26 protein-coding genes are annotated in these 25,058 nt (G+C 70.5%); 6 read left to right on the forward strand and 20 right to left on the reverse strand.

Annotated features, from left to right (window positions below; translation table 11 throughout):
• The first annotated feature begins 20 nt into the window (after nucleotides 1-20).
• Nucleotides 21-2,219: a malate synthase G gene (locus tag DY262_RS10735; RefSeq protein ID WP_116958873.1), complete on the forward strand. Its 2,199-nt coding sequence runs from the start codon at nucleotides 21-23 to the stop codon at nucleotides 2,217-2,219.
• Between the two features lie 83 nt (nucleotides 2,220-2,302).
• Here DY262_RS10735 and DY262_RS10740 read toward each other — a convergent pair whose 3' ends face one another.
• Nucleotides 2,303-3,424: a sensor histidine kinase family protein gene (locus DY262_RS10740; protein WP_116958874.1), complete on the reverse strand. Its 1,122-nt coding sequence runs from the start codon at nucleotides 3,422-3,424 to the stop codon at nucleotides 2,303-2,305.
• Between the two features lie 212 nt (nucleotides 3,425-3,636).
• On the opposite strand from DY262_RS10740, the gene hemB reads away from it, so the two are divergent.
• Together hemB and DY262_RS10750 are read left to right on the forward strand one after the other, a co-directional pair.
• Nucleotides 3,637-4,638, forward strand: coding sequence for a porphobilinogen synthase (hemB, locus tag DY262_RS10745; protein ID WP_116958875.1), 1,002 nt, complete (start codon nucleotides 3,637-3,639; stop codon nucleotides 4,636-4,638).
• Nucleotides 4,639-4,651: 13 nt separating this feature from the next.
• Complete coding sequence (locus tag DY262_RS10750) at nucleotides 4,652-5,761, forward strand: magnesium transporter CorA family protein (RefSeq protein ID WP_116958876.1); 1,110 nt, start codon at nucleotides 4,652-4,654, stop codon at nucleotides 5,759-5,761.
• A gap of 3 nt (nucleotides 5,762-5,764) precedes the next feature.
• On the opposite strand, the gene DY262_RS10755 is transcribed toward DY262_RS10750, so the two are convergent.
• The 4 genes from DY262_RS10755 to DY262_RS10770 form a co-directional block, all read right to left on the reverse strand.
• A complete protein-coding gene (locus DY262_RS10755; RefSeq protein ID WP_116958877.1) occupies nucleotides 5,765-6,427 on the reverse strand; it encodes a glutathione S-transferase family protein in 663 nt (220 codons plus the stop codon).
• Entirely contained in the window at nucleotides 6,424-7,311 is an 888-nt protein-coding gene (locus DY262_RS10760) for an amidohydrolase family protein (protein ID WP_245980931.1), read from the reverse strand. Before DY262_RS10760 ends, DY262_RS10755 begins: the two co-directional genes overlap by 4 nt.
• Before the next feature lie 97 nt (nucleotides 7,312-7,408).
• Entirely contained in the window at nucleotides 7,409-8,095 is a 687-nt protein-coding gene (locus DY262_RS10765) for a dienelactone hydrolase family protein (RefSeq protein ID WP_116958879.1), read from the reverse strand.
• Nucleotides 8,096-8,128: 33 nt separating this feature from the next.
• Nucleotides 8,129-8,728, reverse strand: coding sequence for a 2-hydroxychromene-2-carboxylate isomerase (locus DY262_RS10770; protein ID WP_116958880.1), 600 nt, complete (start codon nucleotides 8,726-8,728; stop codon nucleotides 8,129-8,131).
• 91 nt (nucleotides 8,729-8,819) lie between these two features.
• Here DY262_RS10770 and DY262_RS10775 point away from each other — a divergent pair, with 91 nt between their 5' ends.
• The 3 genes from DY262_RS10775 to DY262_RS10785 are packed head-to-tail and all read left to right on the forward strand — an operon-like array spanning nucleotide 8,820 to nucleotide 10,706.
• Nucleotides 8,820-9,569 carry an SDR family oxidoreductase gene (locus DY262_RS10775; protein WP_116958881.1) on the forward strand — a complete coding sequence of 250 codons (750 nt, stop codon included), beginning with the start codon at nucleotides 8,820-8,822 and terminating at the stop codon, nucleotides 9,567-9,569.
• Nucleotides 9,569-10,048 (forward strand): MaoC family dehydratase, encoded by a 480-nt coding sequence (locus tag DY262_RS10780; RefSeq protein WP_116958882.1) that lies wholly within the window; start codon nucleotides 9,569-9,571, stop codon nucleotides 10,046-10,048. Before DY262_RS10775 ends, DY262_RS10780 begins: the two co-directional genes overlap by 1 nt.
• A 37-nt stretch (nucleotides 10,049-10,085) precedes the next feature.
• On the forward strand, nucleotides 10,086-10,706 hold the full coding sequence (locus tag DY262_RS10785) for a MarC family protein (protein ID WP_116958883.1): 621 nt from the start codon (nucleotides 10,086-10,088) through the stop codon (nucleotides 10,704-10,706).
• A gap of 22 nt (nucleotides 10,707-10,728) precedes the next feature.
• Here the strand turns inward: DY262_RS10785 and DY262_RS10790 are convergent, their stop codons facing one another.
• From DY262_RS10790 to DY262_RS10860, 15 genes are all read right to left on the reverse strand, one after another.
• The gene (locus DY262_RS10790) at nucleotides 10,729-11,748 is read right to left on the reverse strand and encodes a TRAP transporter substrate-binding protein (RefSeq protein WP_116958884.1); all 1,020 of its coding nucleotides are present in this window, start codon (nucleotides 11,746-11,748) and stop codon (nucleotides 10,729-10,731) included.
• 23 nt (nucleotides 11,749-11,771) lie between these two features.
• Nucleotides 11,772-12,863 (reverse strand): aromatic ring-hydroxylating oxygenase subunit alpha, encoded by a 1,092-nt coding sequence (locus DY262_RS10795; protein ID WP_116958885.1) that lies wholly within the window; start codon nucleotides 12,861-12,863, stop codon nucleotides 11,772-11,774.
• A gap of 130 nt (nucleotides 12,864-12,993) precedes the next feature.
• On the reverse strand, nucleotides 12,994-13,818 hold the full coding sequence (locus tag DY262_RS10800) for a response regulator transcription factor (RefSeq protein ID WP_116958886.1): 825 nt from the start codon (nucleotides 13,816-13,818) through the stop codon (nucleotides 12,994-12,996).
• Between the two features lie 60 nt (nucleotides 13,819-13,878).
• Nucleotides 13,879-14,898, reverse strand: a complete 1,020-nt coding sequence (locus tag DY262_RS10805) for a 2-dehydropantoate 2-reductase (RefSeq protein ID WP_245980933.1) — start codon at nucleotides 14,896-14,898, stop codon at nucleotides 13,879-13,881.
• Entirely contained in the window at nucleotides 14,895-15,689 is a 795-nt protein-coding gene (locus DY262_RS10810; protein ID WP_116958888.1) for a class II aldolase/adducin family protein, read from the reverse strand. The genes DY262_RS10805 and DY262_RS10810 overlap by 4 nt, the downstream gene beginning before the upstream one ends.
• Nucleotides 15,690-15,726: 37 nt before the next feature.
• Nucleotides 15,727-16,554, reverse strand: coding sequence for an aldolase/citrate lyase family protein (locus DY262_RS10815; RefSeq protein WP_116958889.1), 828 nt, complete (start codon nucleotides 16,552-16,554; stop codon nucleotides 15,727-15,729).
• Between the two features lie 12 nt (nucleotides 16,555-16,566).
• On the reverse strand, nucleotides 16,567-17,391 hold the full coding sequence (hpaH, locus tag DY262_RS10820) for a 2-oxo-hept-4-ene-1,7-dioate hydratase (RefSeq protein ID WP_116958890.1): 825 nt from the start codon (nucleotides 17,389-17,391) through the stop codon (nucleotides 16,567-16,569).
• A gap of 2 nt (nucleotides 17,392-17,393) precedes the next feature.
• Nucleotides 17,394-17,849, reverse strand: coding sequence for a 5-carboxymethyl-2-hydroxymuconate Delta-isomerase (locus DY262_RS10825; protein WP_116958891.1), 456 nt, complete (start codon nucleotides 17,847-17,849; stop codon nucleotides 17,394-17,396).
• Nucleotides 17,850-17,860: 11 nt separating this feature from the next.
• The gene (gene hpaD, locus DY262_RS10830; protein WP_116958892.1) at nucleotides 17,861-18,787 is read right to left on the reverse strand and encodes a 3,4-dihydroxyphenylacetate 2,3-dioxygenase; all 927 of its coding nucleotides are present in this window, start codon (nucleotides 18,785-18,787) and stop codon (nucleotides 17,861-17,863) included.
• A gap of 48 nt (nucleotides 18,788-18,835) precedes the next feature.
• Nucleotides 18,836-20,305 (reverse strand): 5-carboxymethyl-2-hydroxymuconate semialdehyde dehydrogenase, encoded by a 1,470-nt coding sequence (gene hpaE, locus DY262_RS10835; RefSeq protein ID WP_116958893.1) that lies wholly within the window; start codon nucleotides 20,303-20,305, stop codon nucleotides 18,836-18,838.
• An 11-nt stretch (nucleotides 20,306-20,316) separates the two neighbouring features.
• Nucleotides 20,317-21,090: a fumarylacetoacetate hydrolase family protein gene (locus tag DY262_RS10840; RefSeq protein WP_116958894.1), complete on the reverse strand. Its 774-nt coding sequence runs from the start codon at nucleotides 21,088-21,090 to the stop codon at nucleotides 20,317-20,319.
• Complete coding sequence (locus DY262_RS10845; RefSeq protein ID WP_245980939.1) at nucleotides 21,087-21,824, reverse strand: fumarylacetoacetate hydrolase family protein; 738 nt, start codon at nucleotides 21,822-21,824, stop codon at nucleotides 21,087-21,089. Before DY262_RS10845 ends, DY262_RS10840 begins: the two co-directional genes overlap by 4 nt.
• The gene (gene hpaR, locus DY262_RS10850) at nucleotides 21,821-22,303 is read right to left on the reverse strand and encodes a homoprotocatechuate degradation operon regulator HpaR (RefSeq protein ID WP_181936471.1); all 483 of its coding nucleotides are present in this window, start codon (nucleotides 22,301-22,303) and stop codon (nucleotides 21,821-21,823) included. The genes DY262_RS10845 and hpaR overlap by 4 nt, the downstream gene beginning before the upstream one ends.
• A gap of 80 nt (nucleotides 22,304-22,383) precedes the next feature.
• Nucleotides 22,384-23,367, reverse strand: coding sequence for a Bug family tripartite tricarboxylate transporter substrate binding protein (locus DY262_RS10855; protein ID WP_116958895.1), 984 nt, complete (start codon nucleotides 23,365-23,367; stop codon nucleotides 22,384-22,386).
• Between the two features lie 26 nt (nucleotides 23,368-23,393).
• Nucleotides 23,394-25,049, reverse strand: a complete 1,656-nt coding sequence (locus DY262_RS10860; RefSeq protein ID WP_116958896.1) for an FAD-dependent oxidoreductase — start codon at nucleotides 25,047-25,049, stop codon at nucleotides 23,394-23,396.
• Nucleotides 25,050-25,058: the final 9 nt, after the last annotated feature.

A 25,058-nucleotide genomic window follows, 5' to 3' on the forward strand; every position in this document is an offset into this window, starting at 1 on the left:
TTTTCTTCCGGAGCCCTTGCATGACCCAACGCACCCAGATCCACAGCCTGCAGGTCGACACCGCGCTGTACCAGTTCATCAACGAGGAGGTGCTGCCCGGCACCGGCACCGAACCCGCCGCCTTCTGGCAGGGCTTTGACACCCTGGTGCGCGGCCTGGCGCCCAAGAACGCCGCCCTGCTGGCCGAGCGCGACCGCCTGCAGGCCGAGCTGGACACCTGGCACAGCGCCAACCCCGGCCCGGTGCGCGACATGGCGGCCTACCGCAAGTTCCTCGAAACCATCGGCTACCTCGTGCCCGACCCCGGCAAGGTGAAGGCGAGCACCAAGAACGTGGACGACGAGCTGGCCGTGCAGGCGGGCCCCCAGCTGGTGGTGCCCATCCTGAACGCGCGCTACGCGCTCAACGCCGCCAACGCGCGCTGGGGCTCGCTGTACGACGCGCTCTACGGCACCGACGTGATCGCCGAGGACGGCGGCTGCGAGAAAGGCACGCGCTACAACCCCAAGCGCGGCGCCAAGGTCATCGAATGGGCGCGCCACGTGCTGGACCGCACCTGCCCGCTGAAGAAGGGCTCGCACGTGGGCTCCACGGGCTACCGCGTGAAGGACGGTGAACTGGTGGTCTCGCTGGCCGGCGGCGGCACCAGCAAGCTGGCCGACCCGCAGCAGTTCGTGGGTTACCAGGGCGACGCCAAGAAGCCGTCGGCGATCCTGCTGGTGCACAACGGCCTGCACCTGGAAATCCAGGTCCGCCCCGACAGCGCGATCGGCAAGACCGACCCGGCGGGCGTGAGCGACCTCGTGGTCGAGGCCGCGCTGTCCACCATCCTCGACCTGGAAGACTCCGTGGCCGCCGTGGACGCCGAGGACAAGCTGCTGGCCTACCGCAACTGGCTGGGCATCCTCAAGGGCACGCTGACCGAAACCTTCGACAAGGGCGGCCAGACGCTGACCCGCGGCCTCAACGGCGACCGCGAGTACACGGCGCCCAAAGGCAAGAAAGCGGTGCGCCTGCACGGCCGCTCGCTGCTCTTCGTGCGCAACGTGGGCCACCTGATGACCAACCCCGCCATTCTGTGGGGCCCCGAGGGCCAGGAGATCCCCGAGGGCATCATGGACGCGGTGATCACCACCGCCATCGCGGTGCACGACCTGAAGAAGGACAAGAAGCACCCCCTGCGCAACTCCCGCAAGGGCTCGGTCTACATCGTCAAGCCCAAGATGCACGGCCCGCGCGAAGTGGCCTTCGCCGACGAACTGTTCGGCCGCGTCGAACAGCTGCTGGGCCTGGCGGCCAGCACGGTCAAGCTGGGCATCATGGACGAGGAGCGCCGCACCTCGGTCAACCTGAAGGCCTGCATCGCCGCCGCGCCCAGCCGCGTGGCCTTCATCAACACCGGCTTCCTCGACCGCACCGGCGACGAGATGCACACCGCCATGCTGGCCGGCCCCATGGTGCGCAAGGGCGACATGAAGGCCAGCGCCTGGATCCAGGCCTATGAGCGCAACAACGTGCTGGTGGGCCTGGCCTGCGGCCTGCGCGGCAAGGCACAGATCGGCAAGGGTATGTGGGCCATGCCCGACCTCATGAAGGCCATGCTGGAACAGAAGATCGCCCACCCCAAGGCCGGCGCCAACACCGCCTGGGTGCCCAGCCCCACCGGCGCCACGCTGCACGCCATGCACTACCACCAGGTGCTGGTGAGCGAGGTGCAGAAGGACCTGGAAAAGATCGACGCCGACAAGGAGCGCGACACCCTGCTCACCGGCCTGCTCACCGTGCCTGTGAGCGCCAACCCGAACTGGAGCGCGGCCGAGAAACAGCAGGAGCTGGACAACAACGCGCAGGGCATCCTGGGCTACGTGGTGCGCTGGGTCGACCAGGGCGTGGGCTGCTCCAAGGTGCCCGACATCAACGACGTGGGCCTGATGGAAGACCGCGCCACGCTGCGCATCAGCAGCCAGCACATCGCCAACTGGCTGCACCATGGCGTGGTCACCGAGAAACAGGTGCGCGAGACCTTCGAGCGCATGGCCGCCAAGGTGGACAAGCAGAACGCGGGCGACAAGCTCTACCAGCCCATGGCCGGTCGCGCCAAGACCAGCAAGGCCTACCAGGCCGCGCTTGACCTGGTGTTCAAGGGTAAGGAGCAGCCCAGCGGCTACACCGAGCCGCTGCTGCACGCCTGGCGCCTGAAGGTGAAGGCCGCGGCCTGACGGCGGGCACCGCCAGAAGGCGAGAAGGGCGCCGTTGGGGCGCCCTTCTCTTTGGCGGCCCTTGGTGGCCGCGCATCAACCGCTTAAATCGTTTTCGCGAGTTCGAACATCACCGCCGTGCCCAGGGACTCGCGGATGTTGCCCCGGCCCACCTTGGCCATGGAGAACTCGCCGAAGCCCGACATGTCGAACGACGTGTCGTCCGAGGAAATCTCGACGAAGGGCATGTCCATGGCCTCGCGCAGCAGCCCGCGGCGGAACTGCTCGAAGGCCGGGCCCTTGAGCGTGGAATCGATGACCACGATGCCCGGCATGCGGTGCGCCGCCACCTCGCGGGCCTGGTCGAGGTCGACCACGCTGTCGGCGTTCACGCCGATCTCGCGCAGCGCCTCGCGCACGTCGGCGCGGATCTGCAGCGACGGCGACACCACCAGGGCATAGATGTTCTGCAGCGTCTTGAAGGCCGAGGACGGGTCTTCGCTGATGTCGATGGCCGACATCCCGTCGATGGCCTGCACCGTGCGCTGGAACATCGCGACGGCGGTGATGCCCTCGGGCGTCACCCGCCGCTGCAGTTCGATGCCGCCGACGGAGGCGGCGATCTGGCGCACCAGCGCCCAGTCGATGTTGTCGAGTTCGGGCGTGCGGGACGAAGGCGATTCCTCGCCATGCACGCGCACCTGCAGCCGCGCGTGCGGCGGCCAGTCGTTCACGTCCACACGCACGTCGATGCGGCGGCCCAGCGGCAGGGCCCAGTCGACCAGGGCGTTGAAAAAGGCGTGGGTGACGGTGGGATCGATCAGCACCTCCACAGGCCTGAGCTTGCGCCGCATGTCCACGCCGATCAGCGCGAACTCCTTGCGGCGCTCCTGCAGGCAGGCCTCGGCCAGCTCGGCCAGGTCGAGCCGCTCGTGCGACTGGCGGATGTGCCCCGCGTGGAAGCGCTGCAGCTGCTGCATCACCACCGTCAGCCGCTTGATCCGCTCCAGCGGCACGCTCAGCGCCCACTGCTCCTGCTTGTCGAGGCGGCCCTGCGCCTGGAGCCGGTCGACGCCGCTCTGCAGCGCCTGCAGCGCGTCGCTGATCTGCCCCGCCGCGGAACCGAGCAAGGCCCCGCACTGCTGGGCCAGGGACCAGGGTTCGTCGGCCTGCTGCTGGCCCGCAGTGCCCGCCGCCTCGGGCTGGTTTTTCTTCGGAGTGGCCATGGTTTGTTTCAACACGTCGGTGATCCGCTGGAAGGTGGGACGGGGGCTCCGGGAGCGCCCTGGAAGCCCTCACATCGGGCCATGTACGAAATTTGCACCATGTTGAAGGGGGTGTACTCCCCCGTGTAGTCGAAAAGCTCGCTTTTCCGTGGAAAGCGGCACGCCGGGCGCCCCCGCGTCGGGGCCATGGGCCGTTTGCCACAATAGCCCTCATGCAGAATCCCGCCCCTTTCCCCGCCGCCCGGCCACGCCGCCTGCGCCGCGACACCTTCACGCGTGAGCTGGTGCGCGAGCACCGCCTGCACCCGTCCGACCTGATCTACCCCGTGTTCGTGCTCGACGGCGCGAACCGGCGCGAGGCCGTGGCCTCCATGCCGGGCGTCGAGCGCCTCAGCCTGGACCTGCTGCTGCCCGTGGCCGAGGACTGCGTGAAGCTGGGCATTCCGGCGCTGGCGCTGTTCCCGGTGATCGACCCGGCGCTGAAAACGCCCGACGGCCAGGAGGCGACCAACCCCGACGGCCTGGTGCCACGCGTGGTGCGCGCGCTCAAGCAGCGCTTCCCCGAACTCGGCGTGATGACCGACGTGGCCCTGGACCCGTACACCAGCCACGGCCAGGACGGCGTGCTCGACGAGGCGAACTACATCATCAACGACGAGACCGTGGCCATCCTGGTGCGCCAGGCGCTGACGCAGGCGGCCGCGGGCGTGGACATCGTGGCGCCCAGCGACATGATGGACGGGCGCATCGGTGCCATCCGCCAGGCGCTGGAGGCCGACGGCCGCATCCACACGCGCATCATGGCCTACAGCGCGAAGTACGCCAGCGCCTTCTACGGTCCGTTCCGCGACGCCGTGGGCTCGGCCGCCAACCTGGGCAAGGCCGACAAGAAGGTCTACCAGATGGACCCGGGCAACAGCGACGAGGCCCTGCGCGAGGTGGCGATGGACATCGCCGAGGGCGCCGACATGGTGATGGTCAAGCCCGGCATGCCCTACCTGGACATCGTGCGCCGCGTGAAGGACGGGTTCGCCATGCCGACCTTCGTCTACCAGGTGAGCGGCGAGTACGCCATGCTCAAGGCCGCCGCGCAGAACGGCTGGCTGGACCACGACGCCGTGATGATGGAAAGCCTGCTCGCCTTCAAGCGCGCCGGCGCCGACGGCGTGCTGACCTACTTCGCGCGCGACGCCGCGCGGCTGCTGCGCGGCTGAAGCGGACCGGGCGATGCGGGTCTTTCACGTGCAGCCCGGGTCGGTGAGCGAAACCGCCGGGCTGCCCATGCTGCTGCCCGCGCGCGGCTTCCTCTGGGTGGCCTGCGGCCGGCGCGAATTCGAGCTGGAGCACGGCCACGTGCAGGCCGCGCTGCAGGTGATGTGCGGCACCACGCTGGTGGACCTGCACGTGAGCGACCTGCTCAACAACCAGCTGCCCTCGCACTACGACTACACCTCGCAATACGACATCCTGGTGTTCCGCCGCCTGGCCGCGGGACAGGCCGAGACCGACATGTCGCAGCCCGGCGCGGTGCTCACCGAACCCGTCAAGCGCAGCGGCCCGCCGGTGCTGCGGCGCATCGACACCAGCCCCGTGGGCTTCGCGGTGTTCGACCGCGTGCTGGTGACCGTGCACCCGGCCGGCTGCGGCGTGCTCGACCAGTACTCGGCGCGGCTGCTGGCCAGCGCCGGCGTGGCGCCGCGCGCCGCCGGTGCCGGCCTGCCCACCAGCCCGGCCGACCTGATGCTGCGCATCGTCAACCAGATGGTGGACGGCTACCTGGACCTGCGGCGCGAACTCACGCGCCAGCTCGACCACTGGCAGTCCGAGCTGCTGCAGCCCAAGACCCGCTTCACCAACTGGAACTCGTTGCTGGACGCGCGCATCTCGCTGCACCAGCTCGACGAAATCTGCGAGGACCAGCGCAGCGCCATCCAGGACTGGATCGAGGCGCTGGAGGACTGGGAGCCCCTGGACGCCATCGGCGGGCAGCGCGGGCTGGAGCTGCTCAAGGTGCGCAGCCGCGACGTGCTGGAGCACATCGAGCGCGTGGTGCACCACGTGCGCCGGCTGGAGCAGAACGCCGAGACCGCCGTGCAGATGCACTTCTCGGCGCAGAGCAACCGCACCAACGACATCATGCGCACGCTCACCGCGCTCACCGCGGTATTCCTGCCGCTGAACCTCATCGCCGGCATCTTCGGCATGAACTTCGAGTTCATCCCCTTCGTTCACGAACGCACGGGCTTCTGGTGGGCCATGGGCTCGATGGCCTTCGTGGCCGTGGCGCTCAGTGTCTACTTCTGGCGCAAGCGCTACCTGCGCTCCTCGGGCCGCTGAGGTTCAGACGTAGGGCTCGGCCAGGCCCTCATTGGCCATCACGCGGCGCAGCGCCGGGCGCTCCAGCACGCGCCGCAGGTAGGGGCCCAGGTGCGGCCGCTCGCGCGCGGGGCGCACCGGCGAATCGGGCGAGAAGTGCCGCGTCCAGCGGCACAGGGTGAAGACGTAGGCGTCCAGCAGCGAATGGGCCTCGCCCAGGAACCAGGGGCCGCCGTGGCGCGCCAGTTCGGCGTCGAGCAGGTCGAGCAGCGCGCCGACGCGGCGCTTGGCCACGGCCTTCACCTCGGCTTCGCTGGCACCGCCCGCCTCGTTCACCCAGCGGTGCGGGTAGAAGTAGACGATGAGCGTGGCCTGCAGGGTGTTGGTGAGCCACATGAGCCATTTGTAGGCCTGCGCGCGCTCGCGCGTGCCCAGGGCCGGCATCAGCTTCGCCTCGGGGTGCGTGTCGGCGAGGTGCAGGCCGATGGCGGCGGTTTCGTAGAGCACCAGGTCGCCGTCCTCCAGCACGGGGATCAGGCCATTGGGGTTGAGCGCGCGGTAGGCGGGCGAATCGAGCGCGCCGTGTTCGCGGTCGATGAGCCGGCGCTCGTAGGGCACGCCAAGCTCTTCGAGCAGGATGTGCGGCACCATGGCCGCGGTGCTGGGGTAGAAGTGCAGTCGGATCATCGGGGGCTTGGTTCGGTGAGGCCAAACAGCGCGGCGCCATTGTCCCAGGCGATCTTTTTCGCGACCTCGGGCGGCAGTGTGCCGAGCCAGGCGCGGTAGCCCTGCATCAGGCCGTCGTACTGCAGCCAGCGCTGGTTGACCCAGGTGTCCGAGCCGATGAGGAAGCGGTCGGGGTACTTGAGCAGCAGCGCGCGCCACTCGGGGCACAGCGTGCCCTCGCCGCAGGTGAGGCCGGGGCGGTAGGACAGCTCACCGTGCAAGCGCGGAAAGCGCGCGAAGAGCGCGTCCACGCGCGCCACGGACGATCCGCCGATGCCCGTGTGCGCCCAGATCAGGCGCGTCGACTGCCCCTTGGAGGGCGTGTGGCCCATGAGCTTTTCCACCGCCACGTCGTCCACGTGGGCCAGGATCGCCAGGTCCTTCCGATCGGCCAGGGCCATGAGCTGCCTGGCCACCGGGCCGTCGGCGTTGCCGCTGTCGTACAGGTGGAATTCGCCCAGGCCGCGGTAGGGGCCGGCGGGCGTGCCGCGCGCCAGCTCGGTGTTCACCATGTCCAAGATGCTCGGGTCGCGGAACCAGTTGTTGTAGTCGGCGCGGTCACGGTAGAGCCGCACGAAGGGCACCACGGCCACGCCAGCGGCACGCGCCTGCTCGCCCGCCTGGGCCAGCGCGCGCGTGCCGTCGTTGGGGCGCGAATTGGCCACGATGGCGCGCACGCCGTTGCGCTGCAGGCGCTCCAGCACGTCGGGCAGGGGGTGCGGGCACTCGGTCGTGGTCGTGGCCGCGGCGGCGTGCCCGCAGGCCTCGACGTTGTAGTGCAGGTGGGCGTCGAACAGGGGACCGCGGTACTGCGCGGCGGCGCTGCCGACGACACCCGCCAGCAAAAGCCCCAGCCAGCGGCTCCGCGGAACCGGCGCTGCCGGGCCGCGGGTGCCGCCCCCGGGAGGGGGGACGGGCGAAGCGCGGCGGGGGCGCGCCATGTCAGCCCACGTGCTGAGCGAAGAAGGCCAGCGTGCGCTCGCGCGCCAGCGTGGCGGCCGCTTCGTTGTACGAGCCGCGCTGGTCGCAGTTGAAGCCGTGGTTGGCGTGGTAGACGTGCACGGTGGCACCGGGCTGGGCCTTCTTGAAGGCCTCCACGCTGTCGAGCGGGATCCAGTGGTCCTGGTCGCCGAAGTGCGCCATCACGGGCACCTGGGGCTTTCGCGCGGCCTCGTCGGGCATGGTCATGCCGCCGCCGTAATAGGGCGCGGCCGCGCTCAGGCCCTTGAGCGTGCAGGCCGCGCGCCAGGTCAGCAGGCCGCCCCAGCAGTAGCCCACGATGCCCACCTTGCCGGCCTGCGCGGCGTGGTCGATCGCGGCCTGGATGTCCGGCATCACGCCGGGCGCGGGCAGCGCCTCCACGGCGGCCTTCAGGCCCATGCCCTCTTTCATGTCGGCCTCCGTGTAGCCGATCTCCAGATCGCCCTTGCCGATGCGCGAGAAGGTGCTGGGCGCCACGGCGAAGTAGCCCGCTGCGGCATAGCGGTCGGCCACCGAGCGGATGTGCGAGTTGACGCCGAAGATTTCCTGCAGTACCACGACGCCGCCCTTGGCCGGGCCGGCGGGGCGGGCGATGTAGGCGGGAAAGGCGTGGCCGTCGGCGGCCTTGAGGGTGGTGGTTTCGCTCATGCGTGTGCTCCTGGTTGGTGCGGAATGGGTCGTTCAGGCCCGCAGGCGGCGTTCAACGAAATCGAGCCGGTCCTGGCCCCAGTAGACCTCGCCATCGATGACGTAGGCCGGCGCCCCGAAGACACCCGCGTCGATGGCGGCCTGGGTGTGGGCGTCGGCCAGGGCCTGGCCTTCCTCGGCCTGCGATTGTGCGAGCCGCGCGGCGTCCAGGCCAGATTCGCGCAGCAGCGCGGCCAGGGTGGCGGTGTCGGCGATGTCGCGCTCCTGCGCCCACACGGCCGCGAGCACCGCGCCCGTGAGCCGCAGCGCGGCCTCGGTGCCGTCGCGCTCGGCCACCACGCTGATCAAGCGGCACGAAGCGTCTCCCGACACCGGGAAATGCTTCGGGTGCAGGTTGAGCGGCAGCTTCAGCCACTCGCTCCAGCGGCGCAGCTCCACCAGGCGGTAGGCCTGGCGCTGCGGCGCGCGCTTGCCCAGCGGCAAGCCGCCCGAGAGCGGAAAGATCTTGCCCAGGTCCATGGGCCGCACGCGCACCTCGGCGCCGGCGGCGCTGGCCAGGCGCACGAAGCGTTCGTGGCCCAGGTAGGCCCAGGGGCTCATGGTGGCGAAGTAGTAGTCGACCGTGCGACGCATGCCGTCTCCGTTTGGCTGTTGTAATGGACCTCGTTCGAGGACGAAGCTGTCCTTGTACGGCAAGCGCAATGGCTGTTGCAGGAGATCGGGAATGGGCGACAAGGTATTGCTGGTCACGGGCGGCTCGCGCGGCATCGGCGCGGCCACCTGCCGGCTGGCCGCGAAGGCGGGTTGGGCCGTGGCGGTGAACTATGCGGCGAATCCGCTCGCGGCCGACGAGGTGGTGCGCGCCATCCGCGCCGACGGCGGGCGCGCCATGGCCGTGCAGGCCGACGTGGCGGACGAGGCCCAGGTGCTGCGCCTGTTCGAGCAGGTCGACGCCACGCTCGGCCGCCTCGGCGGCCTGGTGAACAACGCCGGCGTGGTGGACCAGCGCGCGCGCCTCGACGAGATGGACGTGGCGCGCTGGCGGCGCATGTTCGACATCAACGTCATCGGCAGCCTGCTCTGCGCCCGCGAGGCCGTGCGCCGCATGAGCCCCCGGCACGGCGGCTCGGGCGGCGCCATCGTCAACCTGTCCAGCGCGGCCGCGCGCCTGGGCTCGCCGGGTGAGTACGTGGACTACGCGGCGTCCAAGGGCGCCATCGACACGTTCACCCTGGGCCTGGCCAAGGAGGTCGCGGCCGAGAACATCCGCGTCAACGCGGTGCGCCCGGGCCTGATCGACACCGACATCCACGCCAGCGGCGGCCGGCCCGACCGCCTGCGCGAGCTCGCGCCGCAGGTGCCCATGCAGCGAGGCGGCCAGGTCGACGAGGTGGCCAGCCTGATCGTCTGGCTGCTGTCCGACGCCGCGAGCTACACCACCATGAGCCTGATCGACGTGTCCGGAGCCCGCTGATGACCGCACCGAAGAAAGAACCTCGCCTGTACTGGGAAGACCTGAGCGTCGGCGAGACGCGCGACCTGGGCAGCCTCTCGCCCACGGCCGAGGAGATCGTGGCCTTCGCCAGCCAGTGGGACCCGCAGCCCTTCCACCTGGACCCCGAGGCTGCCAAGGACTCGGTCTTCGGCGCCCTGTGCGCCAGTGGCTGGCACACCTGCGCCATGGCCATGCGGCTCATGGTCACCAACTTCCTGCACGAGACCTCCAGCCTGGGCTCGCCGGGCCTGGAGAGCCTGAAGTGGCTCAAGCCGGTGTTCCCCGGCGACACACTCACGCTCAGGCACACCATCACCGAGAAGCGCGTGATGGGCAAGCGCCCCGACGTGGGCCTGGTGCGCACCGTCTGGGAGATGGTGAACCAGCGGGACGAGCCGGTGCTGCGCATGGAAGGCTACGGCATGTTCCGGCTCAGGCACCCTGCCCAAACGGCCTGAAGGCGGCCACAATGCGGCGCGTTCATCCGCCGCCGCCATGGACTTCAAACCCCTCATCACCCTGCTGGCCATCGTCAATCCCCTGGCCATCGTGCCCTTCTTCATCCACTACACGCAGGGCTTCAGCCGCCAGCAGCGCCAGCGCACGGTGATGATCTCGGCCTTCAGCGCCTTCGCCGTGATCGCCACCTGCGCGCTGGTGGGCCTGCAGATCCTGGAGTTCTTCTCGATCTCGCTGGCCAGCTTCCAGGTCGGCGGCGGCATGCTGCTGCTGACCTCGGCGCTGTCCATGCTGAACGCGCGCCCGGCCGAGGCCAAGGCCACCGACCAGGACCTCAGCGCCGACTCCCCGCGCACCAGCATCGCCGTGGTGCCACTGACCATTCCGCTGCTCACCGGTCCGGCCACCATGTCCACCGTGGTGATCTACGCCGACCAGGCCAAGACCTTCTTCCAGCACGCCATGCTGGTGGGCTACGGCGTGGTCATCGCCCTGGCCACGGCGGTCTGCTTCGCGCTGGCCGAGCCCATCGCGCGCGGCCTGGGCCAGACCGGCATCAACGTGATGACGCGCCTGATGGGCCTGATCCTCGCGGCCCTGTCGGTGGAGGTGATGGCCGCGGGCCTGGTGAAGCTGTTTCCCGCGCTGGGGAGCTAGCCCAGCGCGAGGGGTTGGCGGCTCACTTCAGCTTCTGCGTCTCCGCGCGGAACTCCGCCAGCACCGCGCGCGCGTTCTTGAGGCCGCGCGCCTCGGCCGCCGCCACCCACTTGTCCTCCAGCTGGGCCTGCTTGGCCTTCACGTCGTTGACGAAGGCCTCGTTGGCCATCTGGCGCTGCACGCCGGTGGTCTTCTGGATGTCGCGCGAGGCGGCGTCGGTGCGGTCCCAGCCGGCGGCGAACAGGCGCGCGGCGTGTTCGCCCGAGACCTTGGTGATCGCCGCCTTCTCTTCCGGCTTGAGCGAATCGAACTTGGCCTGGTTCATCATGAACACGAAGCTGGTGTTGTAGAGCCCGCCCGGGAAGGTGGTGGCGTACTTCACCATGCCCAGGCGCATGGACTGCAGCGACTCGTCGGGGAAGAAGGTGCCGTCCATCACGCCGGTGGACAGCAGCTCGAAGGAATCGGTGGCGGGCTTGAGCGTGGTGTTCCAGCCCATGAGCTTGGACAGCTCGTTGATGTTGCCGCCGCCGATGCGGAACTTGAGCTTGGCGGCCTCGGCCGCGCTGGTCACGGGCTGCTTGACCGTGAAGATGATGCCCGGGCCGTGCGTGAACACCGCCAGGGTCTTCACGCCACGGTGCTCGCCCAGCGGCGCGAAGTACTTGTCGTAGATGCGCTGGTAGGCCACGCTGGTGGCGGTGGAGGTGTCGCCGAGGAAGGGGAACTCGGCCACCTGCGTGAAGATGAAGCGGCCGGGCGTGTAGCCGTCCACCGTGTACGACACGTCGGCCAGGCCGTCGCGCACCGCGTCGAAGGTGCCGGGCGGCGCGGACACGGCCTTGGGCAGCAGGTGGCACTTCACGCTGCCCTTGGTCTCCTTCTCCACTGCCTCGCACCACTGGTTCTGCGCCATGGTGGCGCCGTGCGCGGGCGGCAGCCAGGTGGAGACGTTGAGCACGGTCTGCGCGAGCGCGCCGCCGCTGGCGGCGAACAGGGCGGCGGCGGCGAACGGGGCAAGGCGGAAGGTCTGGCGGGTCATGTGTCTGTCTCCGTGGTGTCGGCTCAGGCCAGGGCGGCCGGTTGGGTGGGGGAAAGGGTCTGCTGCGCCTGCTGCTCGGCGCGCACGCGCGCCTCGAGCAGGCGGCGGAACTGGATCAGCGCGGCGTCCATGGCCAAGGGCAGCATGGACAGCGTGGGGTTGTGCTGGATGTTGCGGTGCTGCGCGGTGATCATGTCGCGGTCTTCGTTGAAGGCGCCGATCAGGCTGTCGTAGATGCTCTGCGTGACGGTCTGATCGCCTTCGCCCGTGGGGTGGGACTGCTGGAAGAAGTAGTGCGTGGTGGTGGCCGTCTCGGGCGTGAGCGTCTGGCAGGAATGCAGGCGCACCGAAGGACCGGGCGCGTCGGGCGCGCTGCCCGTGGGGCGGCCGCCCGAGTGCATGAGCAGGGTGCCGGGCAGCAGGAATTCGTAGACGAACCAGCGGTCCAGGTGGGTGTCGAAGCGGCGGAAGCGCTGGTAGAAGGGCGGCGCCGGCACGTCGTTCACCTGGCGCGAGACCTTGATGCCCAGCTGCGGCCAGTCGGCGTTCGGGCCGGGTACGGGCTCGATGGTGGGGCGCGCCTGCGCGATGCGCGTGGAGCCGCCGAGCGACTTCTCGTGCACGTAGCTCAGGTGCGAGAAATCGAGCAGGTTGTCGCAGATCAGCAGGTAGGGCGTGTCGTAGTGCAGGTAGCCGGGCTGGTTCTGCCAGTCGGGCGAGTCGCAGCTGAAGTTGTCGGGCAGCAGCGCGTCCTCGGCCAGCGCGGGGTCGCCCATCCACACGAAGACCCACTTGTTGCGCAGCACCAGCGGGTAGCGCTTGACCTTCGCCTTGGCGGGGATGATCTCGATGCCCGGGGCCTCCACGCACTGCCCCATCCGATCGAACATGAGGCCGTGGTAGCCGCAGCGCACGCAGTCGCCCTCGCGCCGGCCCACCGACAGGGGCGCGTGCCGGTGGCAGCAGCGGTCCTCCAGGGCGACCAGTTCGCCGGCCTGCGTGCGGTAGACCAGCACCGGCTCGCCGAGCACGGTGCGCGTGAACAGGGTGGGCGAATCGGCCGGCGGGATCTCGTGGTCCCAGGCGATGACGTACCAGCAGTTGCGCAGCCACATGGCCTTGTCTCCTCCTCGTGGGGATGGGAAGGCCATGCTAGGAGGCGCCGGGGGACGGCCTGTCCCCTGCGAAGGGGATGGACGGGGGATTGCGGAAGCCCACGCCGCGCCGCTGGCAGGCCGCGCCTTGTCAGCCCAGCCAGCGCGCCAGCCGCAGCCGGTCCGCCGGCAGCCCCGCCTCGGCGAGCTTGGCGTAGGCCCGCTTTCTCAGCGTCACCACGGTCGACGGCGCCACGTCCAGCTCGGCCGCGATGCCGTCCGCGCTGAGCCCGTGGGCGATGCGCGCCACCACCTCGGCCTCGCGCGGCGACAGCGCCGGCACCAACCGCGCCAGGCGCTGCCGCGACAGCGCGACCTGCGCCTCGCGGTCGGCCGCCACGCCCTCGGCGTTCAGGGCCGCCTGGTGCGCTTGTCGCAGCAGCGGCGCCAGGCCCAGCAGGCGCTGGATCTCATCGGGCCGGAACAGGCCCTGGCGCTCGTCGCGGTACAGGTGGATGGCCTGCACGGCCCCGCGCGCCGGCGCGTGCAGCAGGGTGAAGCGCTCGGTCAGGCGCTCGCGCTTGTAGATCTCGTTGCGCCAGCCCGCCACCGGCAGTTCGTCGGCGCGGCAGTGCAACACCGCCACCTCGCGCGCCGGGCGCTGCGAGACGCGGTCGGCCAGGCGCATCACCGCGTCGGCGCGCCAGTAGCTGCGGCGGTAGATGGCGAAGCACTCGGCCACCACGTCGCGGCCGTGCCCTTCGTGGGGATGGCGCGAGCTGCCTTCGATCAGCTCGGGCGTGTCGCGCCGGAAGTTGACGAGCGAGAGGTATTCCACCGGCACCACCGTGTCGATGGCCCGCAGCAGCCGCGCGGCGCTGGGCGGCGCGCTCGCGCAGTCAAGCAGGGCCGAGACCGCGGCTGGGCTCAGGGCCTGGCCGGGCGCGGGGGCATCGAAGGACCAGATGGCAGGCATGCACCCATTCTGGAAACACGCCCGCCCGCCGCGCCAGCGGGCTAACCCTGCCGGCGTGCGTTACGCCGGCGCCGGGTACAGGCCCAACGTGCGCGCGCGCAGCCGCGCCAGGCCGAGCAGCGCCTCGGTGAAGGGGGTCGGCACCTCGGTCAGGCGGCCCAGTTCGGCCACCACGGCCACCAGGGCGTCCAGCTCCACCGGGCGCCCGGCCTCCACGTCCTGCAGCATGGAGGTCTTGAAGGCGCCGAGCTTGAGCGTGACGGCGTGGCGGTCCTCGGGCTGCTGGTCGATGGGGATGCCCAGCCTCGCGCCGATGGCCTTGGCCTCCAGCATCACCGCGCTGATGAAGCCGCGCACCTGCGGGTCGTCGAGGATGCGGTCGGTGGTGGCGCCGGTGATGGCGCTCACCGGGTTGACCGTCATGTTGCCCCAGAGCTTGTACCAGATGTCCTTCTGGATCTGCGGCGACAGCTTGGCCTCGACGCCGGCCTCGCCCAGCGCGGCCACCACGGCCCGGGCGCGCGCGCTCGGCTCGCCGGAGGGCTCGCCCACGAGCAGGCCGTTGCCGAAGTGGTGGCGCACCAGGCCGGGCGCGTCGAGCGAGCAGCTGGCGTGCACCACCCCGCCCAGCACCTGGCGGCCGGGCACGGCGCGCGCCATGGCGCCGCCCGGGTCCACCACGGGCAGCGGCGTGCCTTGCAAGGCACCGCCGAAGCCTTCGAAGAACCACCAGGGCACGCCGTTCATGGCCGTGAGCACCACCGTGCCGGGGCCGATCAAGGGCCCGATGGCGGGCGCGATGCCGGGCAGCGCGGGCGCCTTCACCGCGAGGACGACGAGGTCGTGCGCGCCGAGCTCGTCGGCCCGCTCGGACGCGCGCACCGGCGCCTGCAGCAGCTCGCCGCCCTGTTGCAGGCGCAGGCCGTGCGCGCGCAGCGCGGCGAGCGTGTCGCCGCGCGCCAGCGCGCTGACCGGGCGGCCCGAACGCGCCAGGCGCGTGCCCAGCCAGCCGCCGATGGCGCCGGCGCCAACAATCGCCACGCTGCGGATCTCGGTGGGCAGGTTCATCGTGTCGCTCATGCCCGGTAGCTCGAATCGATGCGGTCGACCTGGCGCACCAGGGCGTCGAACACGTCGCGGCCGGCGCCGTGCTTGGGGTCGAACTGGAAGGAGTCGCGCGTGCACTTGGCGGCGATGGCCTCGGACACCGGGATCGCGGCCTGCGGGCCGCCCATGCTGAAGGTGGCGAGCTGGATCTCGCAGGCACGCTGCAGCGTCCAGAGGATGGCGAAGGTCTGCGGCAGCGTGCCGCCCCAGGCCAGCAGGCCGTGGTTGCGCAGGATGACCGCGGGCTTGTCGCCGATGCTCTGCAGCAGGCGCGGGCCCTCGTCGGCGTGGATGGTGATGCCTTCGAAGTCGTGGTACGCCACCAGGCCGTGCAGCTGCGCGGTGTAGAAGTTGGTCTGCTGCAAGCCGTCCTTCAGGCAGGCCACGGACACGCCGGCCGTGGTGTGCGTGTGCATCACGCAGTGCGCGCCTTCCAGGCCGTCGTGGATGGCCGCGTGCACCACGAAGCCGGCCGGGTTGACGCGGTGGGTGGAGCCGTCGAGCACCTTGCCCTGCAGGTCGATCTTCACCAGGTTGCTTGCCGTGACCTCGCTGTAGTGCAGGCCGAAGGGGTTGATGAGGAAGTGCTTCTCGCCCCCGGTCACGCTGTCGGGCAGGCGCAGCGTGATGTGGTTGTAGATCATCTCCGTCCAGCCCAGCATGGCGAAGACGCGGTAGCAGGCGGCGAGCTCCAGGCGCGCGGCCCATTCGTCGGCGTGCATGCCGGGCGGCAGCACGGTGCTGGTTTGCAGGGCAGCGTTCATGTCTCGTCTCCTGGGTCTGTGGGGATCGGGTGTGGGATCAGTAGGTGTTCGGGCCCTGCTCGCGCGGTCCTTTGAACGTCGCGAGCAGCTGCGCGGCGGCGGACGCCAGCAGCATGCTGTCGGCGCCCACGGCCACGAACAGCGCGCCGGCGTCCAGCCATTGGCGCGCGCCGGCCTCGGTGGTGGCCAGGATGCCCGGGGCCTTGCCCGCGGCGCGGATGCGGCGGATGCCGTCGGCGATGGCGGCCTGCACCTCGGGGTGGCCGGCGTTGCCGCGGTGGCCCATGCTCGCACTCAGGTCGGCGGGGCCGATGAAGACGCCATCCACGCCCGGCGTGGCGGCGATGGCGTCGAGGTGCTTCATGGCCGTCACGGTCTCGGCCTGCACCAGCACGCAGACCTGCTCGTCGGCCTCGTGCACGTAGCGCGCGTGCGCCTGCCAGCGCGAGGCGCGCGCCAGGGCGCTGCCCATGCCGCGCACGCCCTGCGGCGCATAGCGCGTGGCGGCCACCACCTGGGCGGCCTGCTCGGGCGTGTCGATCATGGGCACCAGCAGGGTCTGCGCGCCGATGTCCAGGTACTGCTTGATGAGCGCGGTGCCCACGTCGCCGGTGCCCACGGGCACCCGCACCACCGGGTGCGAGCGCAGGTCGCCGAAGCCCTGCTGGGCGCTGGCCACCGCCTGCAGCTGCGCCAGCGTGCTGCGCACGTCGTTGGGCGCGTGCTCGCCGTCGAGCAGCAGCCAGTCGTAGCCCGTGCCGGCGATGAGTTCGGTGCTGTAGGCGCTGGCCAGCGCGGCCCACAGGCCGATCTGGGCGCGGCCTTCGGCCAGGGCCTGCTTGAAAACGTTCGTGGGGATTTGCATGGCGACAAAGGATCAGACGAAGCGAAAGCGCAGCACGCCCAGGGGGCCGTAGTCGGCCTCGAAGCGGTCGCCGGCCTTGGCCGGCACGGGGCGCGTGAAGGAGCCGGCGAGCACGATCTGCCCGGGCTGCAGGGTCTCGCCCCAGGGCGCGAGCTTTTCGGACAGCCAGGCGATGCCGATGGCCGGGTGGCCCTGCACGCCGGCGGCCAGGCCGGTCTCTTCCACCGCGCCATTGAGCTTGAGCGCGGCGCCGCACCAGGGCAGATCGGTGCTCAGCGGGTCGGCGCGGTAGCGGGCATCGCCCTCGCCGATGACGATGGCGGCGTTGGCCGCGTTGTCGCTGATGGTGTCGAAGACCTTGCGCGGCTTCTTGGTGTCGCGGTCGAACTGCTCGATGCGCGCGTCGATGATCTCGATGGCGGGCGTCACGTACTCGGTGGCGGCCAGCACCTGCTCCACCGTGACCGGGCCCGAGAGCGCGCGCTTGAGCACGAAGGCCAGCTCCACCTCCACGCGCGGCGACAGGAAGCGGTTGACCGGGATCTCCAGCTCCTCGCCCGCCCGCGCCACCAGCTTCATGGAGCCCAGCAGGGTGCCGAAGTCGGGCTCGTCGATCTGGCTGGAGATCTGCATGGCGCGGCTGGTCAGGCCGATCTTGTGGCCGATGACCGGGTCGCCGCGCCCGCGCTGCAGCGCCACCCAGGCGCGGCCCACGCGGTAGCCGTCGTCGATGGTCATGCTGGGAAAGCGCTGCGAGAAGTGGCGCAGCGGCGTGCGCGTGCGCGCGGACTCGTCGAGTTCGGCGGCGAGTTGCTGGAGGGTGGCGTCGTCGAGCATGGTCAGGTCGATCGCAGGGGCGTGAAGAGGGGATGCAGGGAGCTGATCTTGGCGTCGAAGACCTCGGGGCCTTCGTCCACCTGCACGGTGATGCCGATGGGTCGGCGGCTCAGCTGCTCGGCGAAGTGCTGGCGCGCCACGGCCTCGAGCGCGCCGCCCGAGCGTTTCTGCACGGCGGCGCTGCGCCCGCGGCCCATGCGCAGGTTGAGGTAGATGAAGGCGTAGTCGCGGCCCATGCCGGCGGCCTCGCCCGCGTCGCCGCCGTCGGCGATGGCCCAGTGCGCGGCCGGGAAGGCCAGCACGCGCGTGCCGCCGGTGGGAAAGACCTGGCGGCCGCCTTCGTCGTGGATGGTGAGCATGGCGTCGGCCAGGGCGCGGCACAGCGCGCGCATGTCGGTGCCGCCCTCGGCCTCGGGCCGGTCGAGGTTGCCGCTGTAGAGGATGACGAGGTGGGGCATGGCGTCGCCCCTCAGAGCCGGGAGACGGCCTGGAAGCCCTGGGCCGAGGAGGCCTGGGGCTGCGGAATGGCCTTGCCCGTGACCGGCGTGACCGGGAAAACGATGTTGATCTGCCCCGTGCCCGAGGCGCCGAAGTACGGCGTGATGACCTCGCCGTGCCCGTCGTACTCGCTCCAGCCCAGCGCGCCCAGCATCATGGCGGTGTCGTGCATGAAGCCTTCGCCATGGCCCTTGACCGCGTACTCGGGCAGCATCTCGCAGAAGGCCTTCCATTCGCCGCTCTGCCACATGCGCACCACCTCGTGGTCCATGGTTTCCAGGAAGGGGCTCCAGAGCTTGAAGGCGTACTCGGGCGCCAGGCCGTTCTGCGCGAAGCGGTGGCTGAGCGAGCCGCTGGCGAGGATGGCGACGGTGCCGTCGTACTCGTCCTCGATGGCGCGGCGCAGGGCCCAGCCCAGGCGCGCGCTGTCGTTGAGGTAGTGGGCCATGCACAGGGCCGACACCGACACCGCCTTGAAGTGCTGGTCGGGGTTCATGTAGCGCATGGGCACCAGGGTGCCGTACTCGGGCGCCAGCGTGGTGCCGTCGTGCGCGAGCGTGTCCACCTTCCATTCGTTGGCCACCTTGGCCAGCAGCTTGCCCAGCTCGGGGTTGCCGGGGATGGCGTAGGGCATGTTGCTGATGAAGTGCGGCAACTCGTTGCTGGTGTAGTTGCCTTGCCAGTGTTTGGCGCAGTTGATGTGGTAGCTGGCGTTCACCAGCCAGTGGGTGTCGAACACGATGAAGGTGTCGACGCCCATGTCGCGGCAGCGCTGGCCGATCGCCTTCAGGCCGTCGATCGCGTCCTGGCGCGTGCCCTTGCGCGGGCCTTCATCGATCTCGCTGAGGACGATGGAGGGAACGTGGGTGATCTTGGCGACCAGTGCTAACTTGCCCATGGCTGTCTCCTTGTGCCGTGTGCGCGCGCGGCGAGCGCGCGCGCCATCTCAGATGCCCCAGTGGGGAATGTGGTGCGAACCCAGCGACACCGCGACGTTCTTGGGCTCCAGGAACACTTCGTAGCTCCAGGTGCCGCCCTCGCGACCGGTGCCCGAGGCCTTGGTGCCGCCGAAGGGCTGGCGCAGGTCGCGCACGTTCTGCGAGTTGACGAAGCACATGCCGGCCTCGATGGCCGCGGCCACGCGGTGCGCCTTGCCGAGGTTCTCGGTCCAGACGTAGCTGGACAGGCCGTACTGGATGTCGTTGGCCAGCGCGATGGCATGCGCCTCGTCCTTGAACGGGATCAGGCAGGCCACCGGGCCGAAGATCTCGTCCTGCGCGATCTTCATGCGGTTGTCCACGTCGGCGAACACCGTGGGCCAGACGTAATTGCCGGCCTTCACGCGGCCCGGCAGCTCGGGCGCGTAGCTCGGGCGGTCCAGGCCGCCGCACAGCAGCGTGGCGCCCTCCTTGGGGCCCAGCTCGATGTAGCTCTTGACCTTGGCCAGGTGGGCCTTGCTGATCATGGGGCCGACGATGGTCTTGTCGTCCTGCGGGTCACCCACCACGATCTTCTTCGCGCGCTCGGCGAACTTCTGCGCGAAGTCGGCGTAGATGCTCTGCTGCACCAGGATGCGGCTGCCCGCGGTGCAGCGTTCGCCGTTGTTGCTGAAGATCATGAACACGGCGGCGTCCAGGGCGCGGTCCAGGTCGGCGTCCTCGAAGATCACGAAGGGGCTCTTGCCGCCCAGCTCCATGCTGAACTTCTTCAGACCCGCGCTCTGCACGATGCGGTTGCCGGTGGCGGTGGAGCCGGTGAAGCTGATGGCGCGCACATCGGGGTGCGAGCACAGCGGCTCGCCGGCGTCCTTGCCGTAGCCGTGCACGATGTTGAGCACGCCCGGGGGCACGCCGGCTTCGAGCGCGAGCTCGCCCAGGCGGGCCGCCGTCAGGGGCGACAGCTCGCTCATCTTCAGCACGGCCGTGTTGCCGAAAGCCAGGCAGGGCGCGGTCTTCCAGGTGGCCGTCATGAAGGGAACGTTCCAGGGGCTGATGAGCGCACACACGCCCACCGGGTGGAACAGGGTGTAGTTCAGGTGCGTGGGCGTGGGGTAGGTGTGGCCGTCCACGCGCGTGCACATCTCGGCGAAGTAGCTGAAGTTGTCGGCCGCGCGCGGCACCAGCTGCTTGCCCGTCTGCGAGATCACCTGGCCGGTGTCGTCGGTCTCGGTGCGCGAGAGCTCGGGCACGTGCCTGGCGATGAGCTCGCCCAGCTTGCGCATGATGGCCGCGCGCTCGGTGGCGGGACGACCGGCCCAGGCGGGAAAGGCGTCCTTGGCGGCCTGCACGGCGGCGTTGACCTCGGCCTCGCCGCCAGCGGCGACCTCGGCCAGGGCTTCCTGCGTGGCGGGGTTGATGGTCTCGAAGGTGGCGGCGCTGGCGACGGCCTTGCCGTTGATGAGGTGCTGGATGGTCATGGGGGACGGGCCTACGAAAGCGTGGGGGCGGTGATGGTGTTGTGCAGTTCGCCAACGCCCTCGATGGACGTGATCACCACGTCGCCGGGCTGGCAGTCGACCACGCCGTCGGGCGTGCCGGTGAGGATCAGGTCCCCGGGCTGCAGGGTCATGAAGGAAGTGAAGTACTCGATCAGCGTGGGCACGTCGAACACCATGTCGCGGGTGTTGCCGCTCTGGGTGACTGTGCCGTTCACCGTGGTCCGCAGCGCGAGGTTCATGGGATCGGGCAGGTCCGCCGCGTCCACCAGCCAGGGGCCGATGGGCGTGCAGGTGTCGCGGTTCTTCACGCGCAGGTTGGGGCGGTACCAGTTCTCCAGGTAGTCGCGGATCGCGTAGTCGTTGGCCACGGTGTAGCCGGCGATGAAGTCCATCGCGTCGCCGCGCTTCACGTGTTTGGCGGTGCGGCCAATGACCACCGCGAGCTCGCACTCGTAGTGCATGAACGCCACGCCGGCCGGGCGCACGGTGAACGCCCGGTGACCAATGAGCGAGGCCTCGCCCTTGGCGAAGGCCAGCGGTTCGGTGGGCGGCTTGAAGGCCAGTTCCTTGGCGTGGTCGGCGTAGTTCAGGCCCAGGGCCAGCACGGTGCGCGGGCGCGGCACGGGCGCCAGCGGCGGCAGCCAGACCACCTCGTCGGCGGCGACCCGGCGGCCCTTGAAGGCGGGCGTGAGCAGCTCCAGCTGGCCGTCGCGTTCGACGGCGTCGTGAACCGCGCCGGCCCAGGCGATGCGGGCTCTTTTCATGAGAACCGTCCCCCCACGCTCTGCGCCAAGGCGCTGCCGCTGCCCCCCGAGGAGGCCCTCGCGACTTGGGGCGGCCCGGCGTCGCTCGCCTCCTCTGCCACGAAGCGCTGCAGGGCCGGCTTGAGGCCCGGCGCGCTGATTTCCACCGCGTCCCCGACGGCCACGCGCGGGCGCGTGCCGTCGGCCAGCACCTCGCTGCCAACCAGCAGCACGTCGCCGGGGCGCATCGTCATGAATTCGCCGACGTCTTTCAGCAGCGTGGGGATGTCGCGCACCAGGTCCTTGAGCGCGGTGGTCTGCTGGTGCACGCCGTGGATGCGCAGCTCCAGTTCGAGCGCGGCCAGGCCCCCGATGCCGCCCAGCGCCGCCAGCGGCGTGGGCTCCAGCGGCAGGCCCAGGAAGCCATCGCGGTTGCGGAACTTCATGGGCGGGCGGTAGTAACTCTCGTGCGCCAGGCTCAGGTCGTTGACCAGCAGGGCGTGCGTGGGCGCGCCGTGTTCGCCGATCAGCAGGCCCAGGCTGGCCGATGCCTCGACCACCTCGCCCGCCGGCAGGGCCACGCTGGCGCCGTGCGGCGCGAAGGTGTTGGCCGTCTTCACGTACAGCACGGGTGCCTTGGGCGCGCCGCCATAGGGCTTGTCGCCCATGCGCGGCTGCCAGTGCGCGTATTCGCCGCGAAAGTTCAGCAGCGTGCCGTACACGGTGCCCGTGGGCACCCATCCATGGGCAGTCATGCCGCCTCCTCATCCAGGTTGTCGTCCACGTCGCCTTCGAGGGCGATCACCTCGTCCAGCAACACATAGAGCTGCGCAAGACGCGCCTTGCTCAATCGCTCCTCCAGCCAGGCGTAGTGCGCCTCGATGGTGGCGGACAGCTTGCGCACCAGCTTCAGGCCCGTCGGCGTGGCGCGCACCACGGTGCGCCGCGCGTCCTGGCTGCAGCGCTCGCGCGCGATCAGGCCGTCGCGCTCCATGCGCGTGAGCACGCCGGTGAGGCTGGGGCCCAGCAGAAAGGCCTCGCGCGCGATGCGCCCGGTTTCGATGCCGGCGGGGTCGCGCGCGTGTTCACCCAGCACGCGCAGCACGCGCCACTGCTGGTCGCTCAGGCCGTGCTCGCGCAGGCTGGGCCGCGTGTGCTGCATCACCGACTCCCGCGCCTGCAGCAGCAGGCGCGGGAGGTTGCGGTGGGTGAAGGTCTTGTCGATCGGGTCCATGGCGATTTATTTAACATGTTAAATGAAATCGCCCGATCCGCCTACCCCAGCCTGTTCTGGGGTTTTCCCGAGCCTGGCCGTCAGTCGATGGTGGTGCCCGAGGCGCGCACCACCTTGCCCCAGCGCTCGGTCTCGCTGCGCACGTAGGCGGTCAGCTGCGCCGGGCTCATGGCGGTGCTCACGGGCTCGAAGCCGTCGCCTTCCAGGCGCGCGCGCAGCGCCGGGTCCTGCATCACCTTGGCCAGGGCTTGCGCGCAGCGGTTGATGACTTCGGGCGGCGTGCCGGCCGGCGCCACCAGGCTCTGCCAGGCCACGGCCTCGAAGTCCTTGGTGCCGGCCTGGCCCGATTCGGCGATGGTGGGGACCTCGGCCACGGCGGGCTGGCGCTTGGCCGAGGTGACGGCGATGGCGCGCAGCTTGCCCACCTTGACGTGGCCCAGCGCGGGCGGAATGTCGCTGAACATCAGGTCGATCTGGCCGCCGAGCAGGTCGGTGATGGCCGGGCCGCTGCCGCGGTAGGGCACGTGCTTGAGGTTGGCGCCGGTGGCGGCCTTGAACATCTCGGCGCCCAGGTGGTGCGGGCTGCCGTTGCCGGCCGAGCCGTAGACCAGGCCACCGGGGCGCGACTTGGCCAGCGCCACCAGCTCGGCGATGCTCTTGACCGGCAGCGAGGGATTCACCACCACCAGCAGCGGCACCGCGCCGATCATGCCGATGGGCGCGAAGTCCTTGGCCGGGTCGTAGGCGAGCTGCTTGTAGAGCCAGGGGTTGATGGCCAGCGTGGTGCTGGTGGCCACCAGCAGGGTGTTGCCGTCGGCGGCGGCGCGCGCCACCTGGGCCGCGCCCACGCCGCTGCCGGCGCCGGGCTTGTTCTCCACGATCATGGTGCGGCCCAGCAGGGGCGACATCTGCTGCGCGAGCATGCGCCCCAGCAGATCGGTGGTGCCGCCGGGCGCGTAGGGCACGACGATGGTGATGGGCTTGTCGGCCTGCGCGAAGGCGGCGGGCGCGGCGCTGGCGGCGCACAGGGCGGCGAGCTGGGTGAGGGCGTGGCGGCGGTTCATGGCTTGTCTCCTTGGGGTGAATGGTGTCAGGCGGGCACGGCGGCGCCGCGCAGGCGGTCGATCAGCGCGAGCGGGTCGGCGGGCGGCGCGTCGCCGCGCCAGGCCACGTGCTGGTCGGGGCGCGAGAGCAGCAACGCGGTCGTGTAGAGCGCGCCGGCCTCGCGCGGGCTGAGGTCCAGCACGCGCAGCGGCACGCCGCGCGCGCGCGCCGCGTCTTCGAGCGGGCGCACGTCCACGCCCGGGTCGCGGCGCAGCAGGGTGTAGTCGGGCCCGAGCGCGTCGTACAGCGAGCGGCCGTCGTCGAGCCAGACGTGCGGCGTGCGGCAGCCCGGCACGGTCGAGGGCGTGAAGCCGTCCATGGTGTAGCCGGGCGCGGCTTCGCCGTCGTAGGCGATCAGCGGCGAGTCGTCGTAGAAGTAGCCGAAGTTCAGGCCGCCGCAGCAGTACTGGCGCACGTTGAGCTCGTACAGCGCGGCGCCGGCCCGGGCGCGCGCGGCGGCGCCGGCCTCGCCCGCGTCCTCGATGCCGGCGGGCACGCCCTCGCGCTGGGCCTGCAGGGCCAGCGCGTGGTTCATGGCGAAGCGCGAGACCTGCTCGGTGATGGGCTGGCGCTCGCGCTCGTAGGCGCCCAGGATGGCCTCGCCGGCCCAGCCGTTCAGGTGCGCGGCCAGCAGCCACGACAGGTTCATCGCGTCCGCGATGCCGGCGTTCATGCCATAGCCTGCCATGGGGATCCACAGGTGCGCGGCGTCGCCGCAGATGAAGACGCGGCGGTCGCGGAAGCGGTCGGCCACGAGGCGGCGGCCGATCCAGTCTTCCTTGCTGATGATCTCGTACTGGAAGTCCGGGCCCACGCCCAGGATCTCGCGGATCGCCCAGTCGCGGTCGACGGACTCGAAGTCGGCCTCGTCGGCCTTGAGGTAGTTGTGCAGCAGCCAGGTCTCGCGCCCGTCGATGGCGTAGACGTTGCCGCAGCGGCGCGGGTTGAGCGAGAAGGTGGCCCAGGCCGGGCCGTGCTTGGCCAGGCCCAGCAGCGCGGGCGCGCGGAAGTAGGTGGACTGCACGCGGCCCACCTCGTCGGTGCCCGAGAGCTTGGCGCCGATGCTCTTGCGCACCAGGGAGCGGCCACCGTCGCAGCCGATCAGGTAGTCGGCCCGCAACTCGATGGCCTCGCCGCTGTCCAGGTTCACGCCGGTGGCGCGCACGCCGGCCTCGTCCTGCGTGACGGCGTCGATGCGCGTGCGGTTGAGGATGCGCAGGCCGCTCTGGCGCTCGGCGTGCGCGAACAGCACGGGCTCCAGGTAGATCTGGTTGATGCGGTGCGGCGGCTCGGGCGTGGGCCACCAGGTGTCGGGGCCGCCGGTGGCCGTGTAGCGGCTCTGGCGCGCGGGAATGGGGATGCGCGAGAGCTCATCGCCCGTGAAGCTGGTGCGGTAGGACACGTCGTTGGGGTAGTCCGCCGGCAGGCCGGCCTCGCGCAGCGCGCCGGCCACGCCGAGGCGGCGGAAGATCTCCATCGAGCGCGCCGACACGTGGTTGCACTTCACGTTGGGCGGCTCGCCGCGGTGGCGGGTCTCGGCCACCAGCACGGCGATGCCGCGCTGGGCGAGGTCCATGGCGAGCGTCAGGCCCACCGGCCCGGCCCCCACGATCAGCACCTGCGCTTGCAGGGTCTGGGTCATGCTGGTCTC

The organism is Hydrogenophaga borbori (assembly GCF_003417535.1).
In the GTDB taxonomy this organism is placed as follows: domain Bacteria; phylum Pseudomonadota; class Gammaproteobacteria; order Burkholderiales; family Burkholderiaceae_C; genus Hydrogenophaga; species Hydrogenophaga borbori.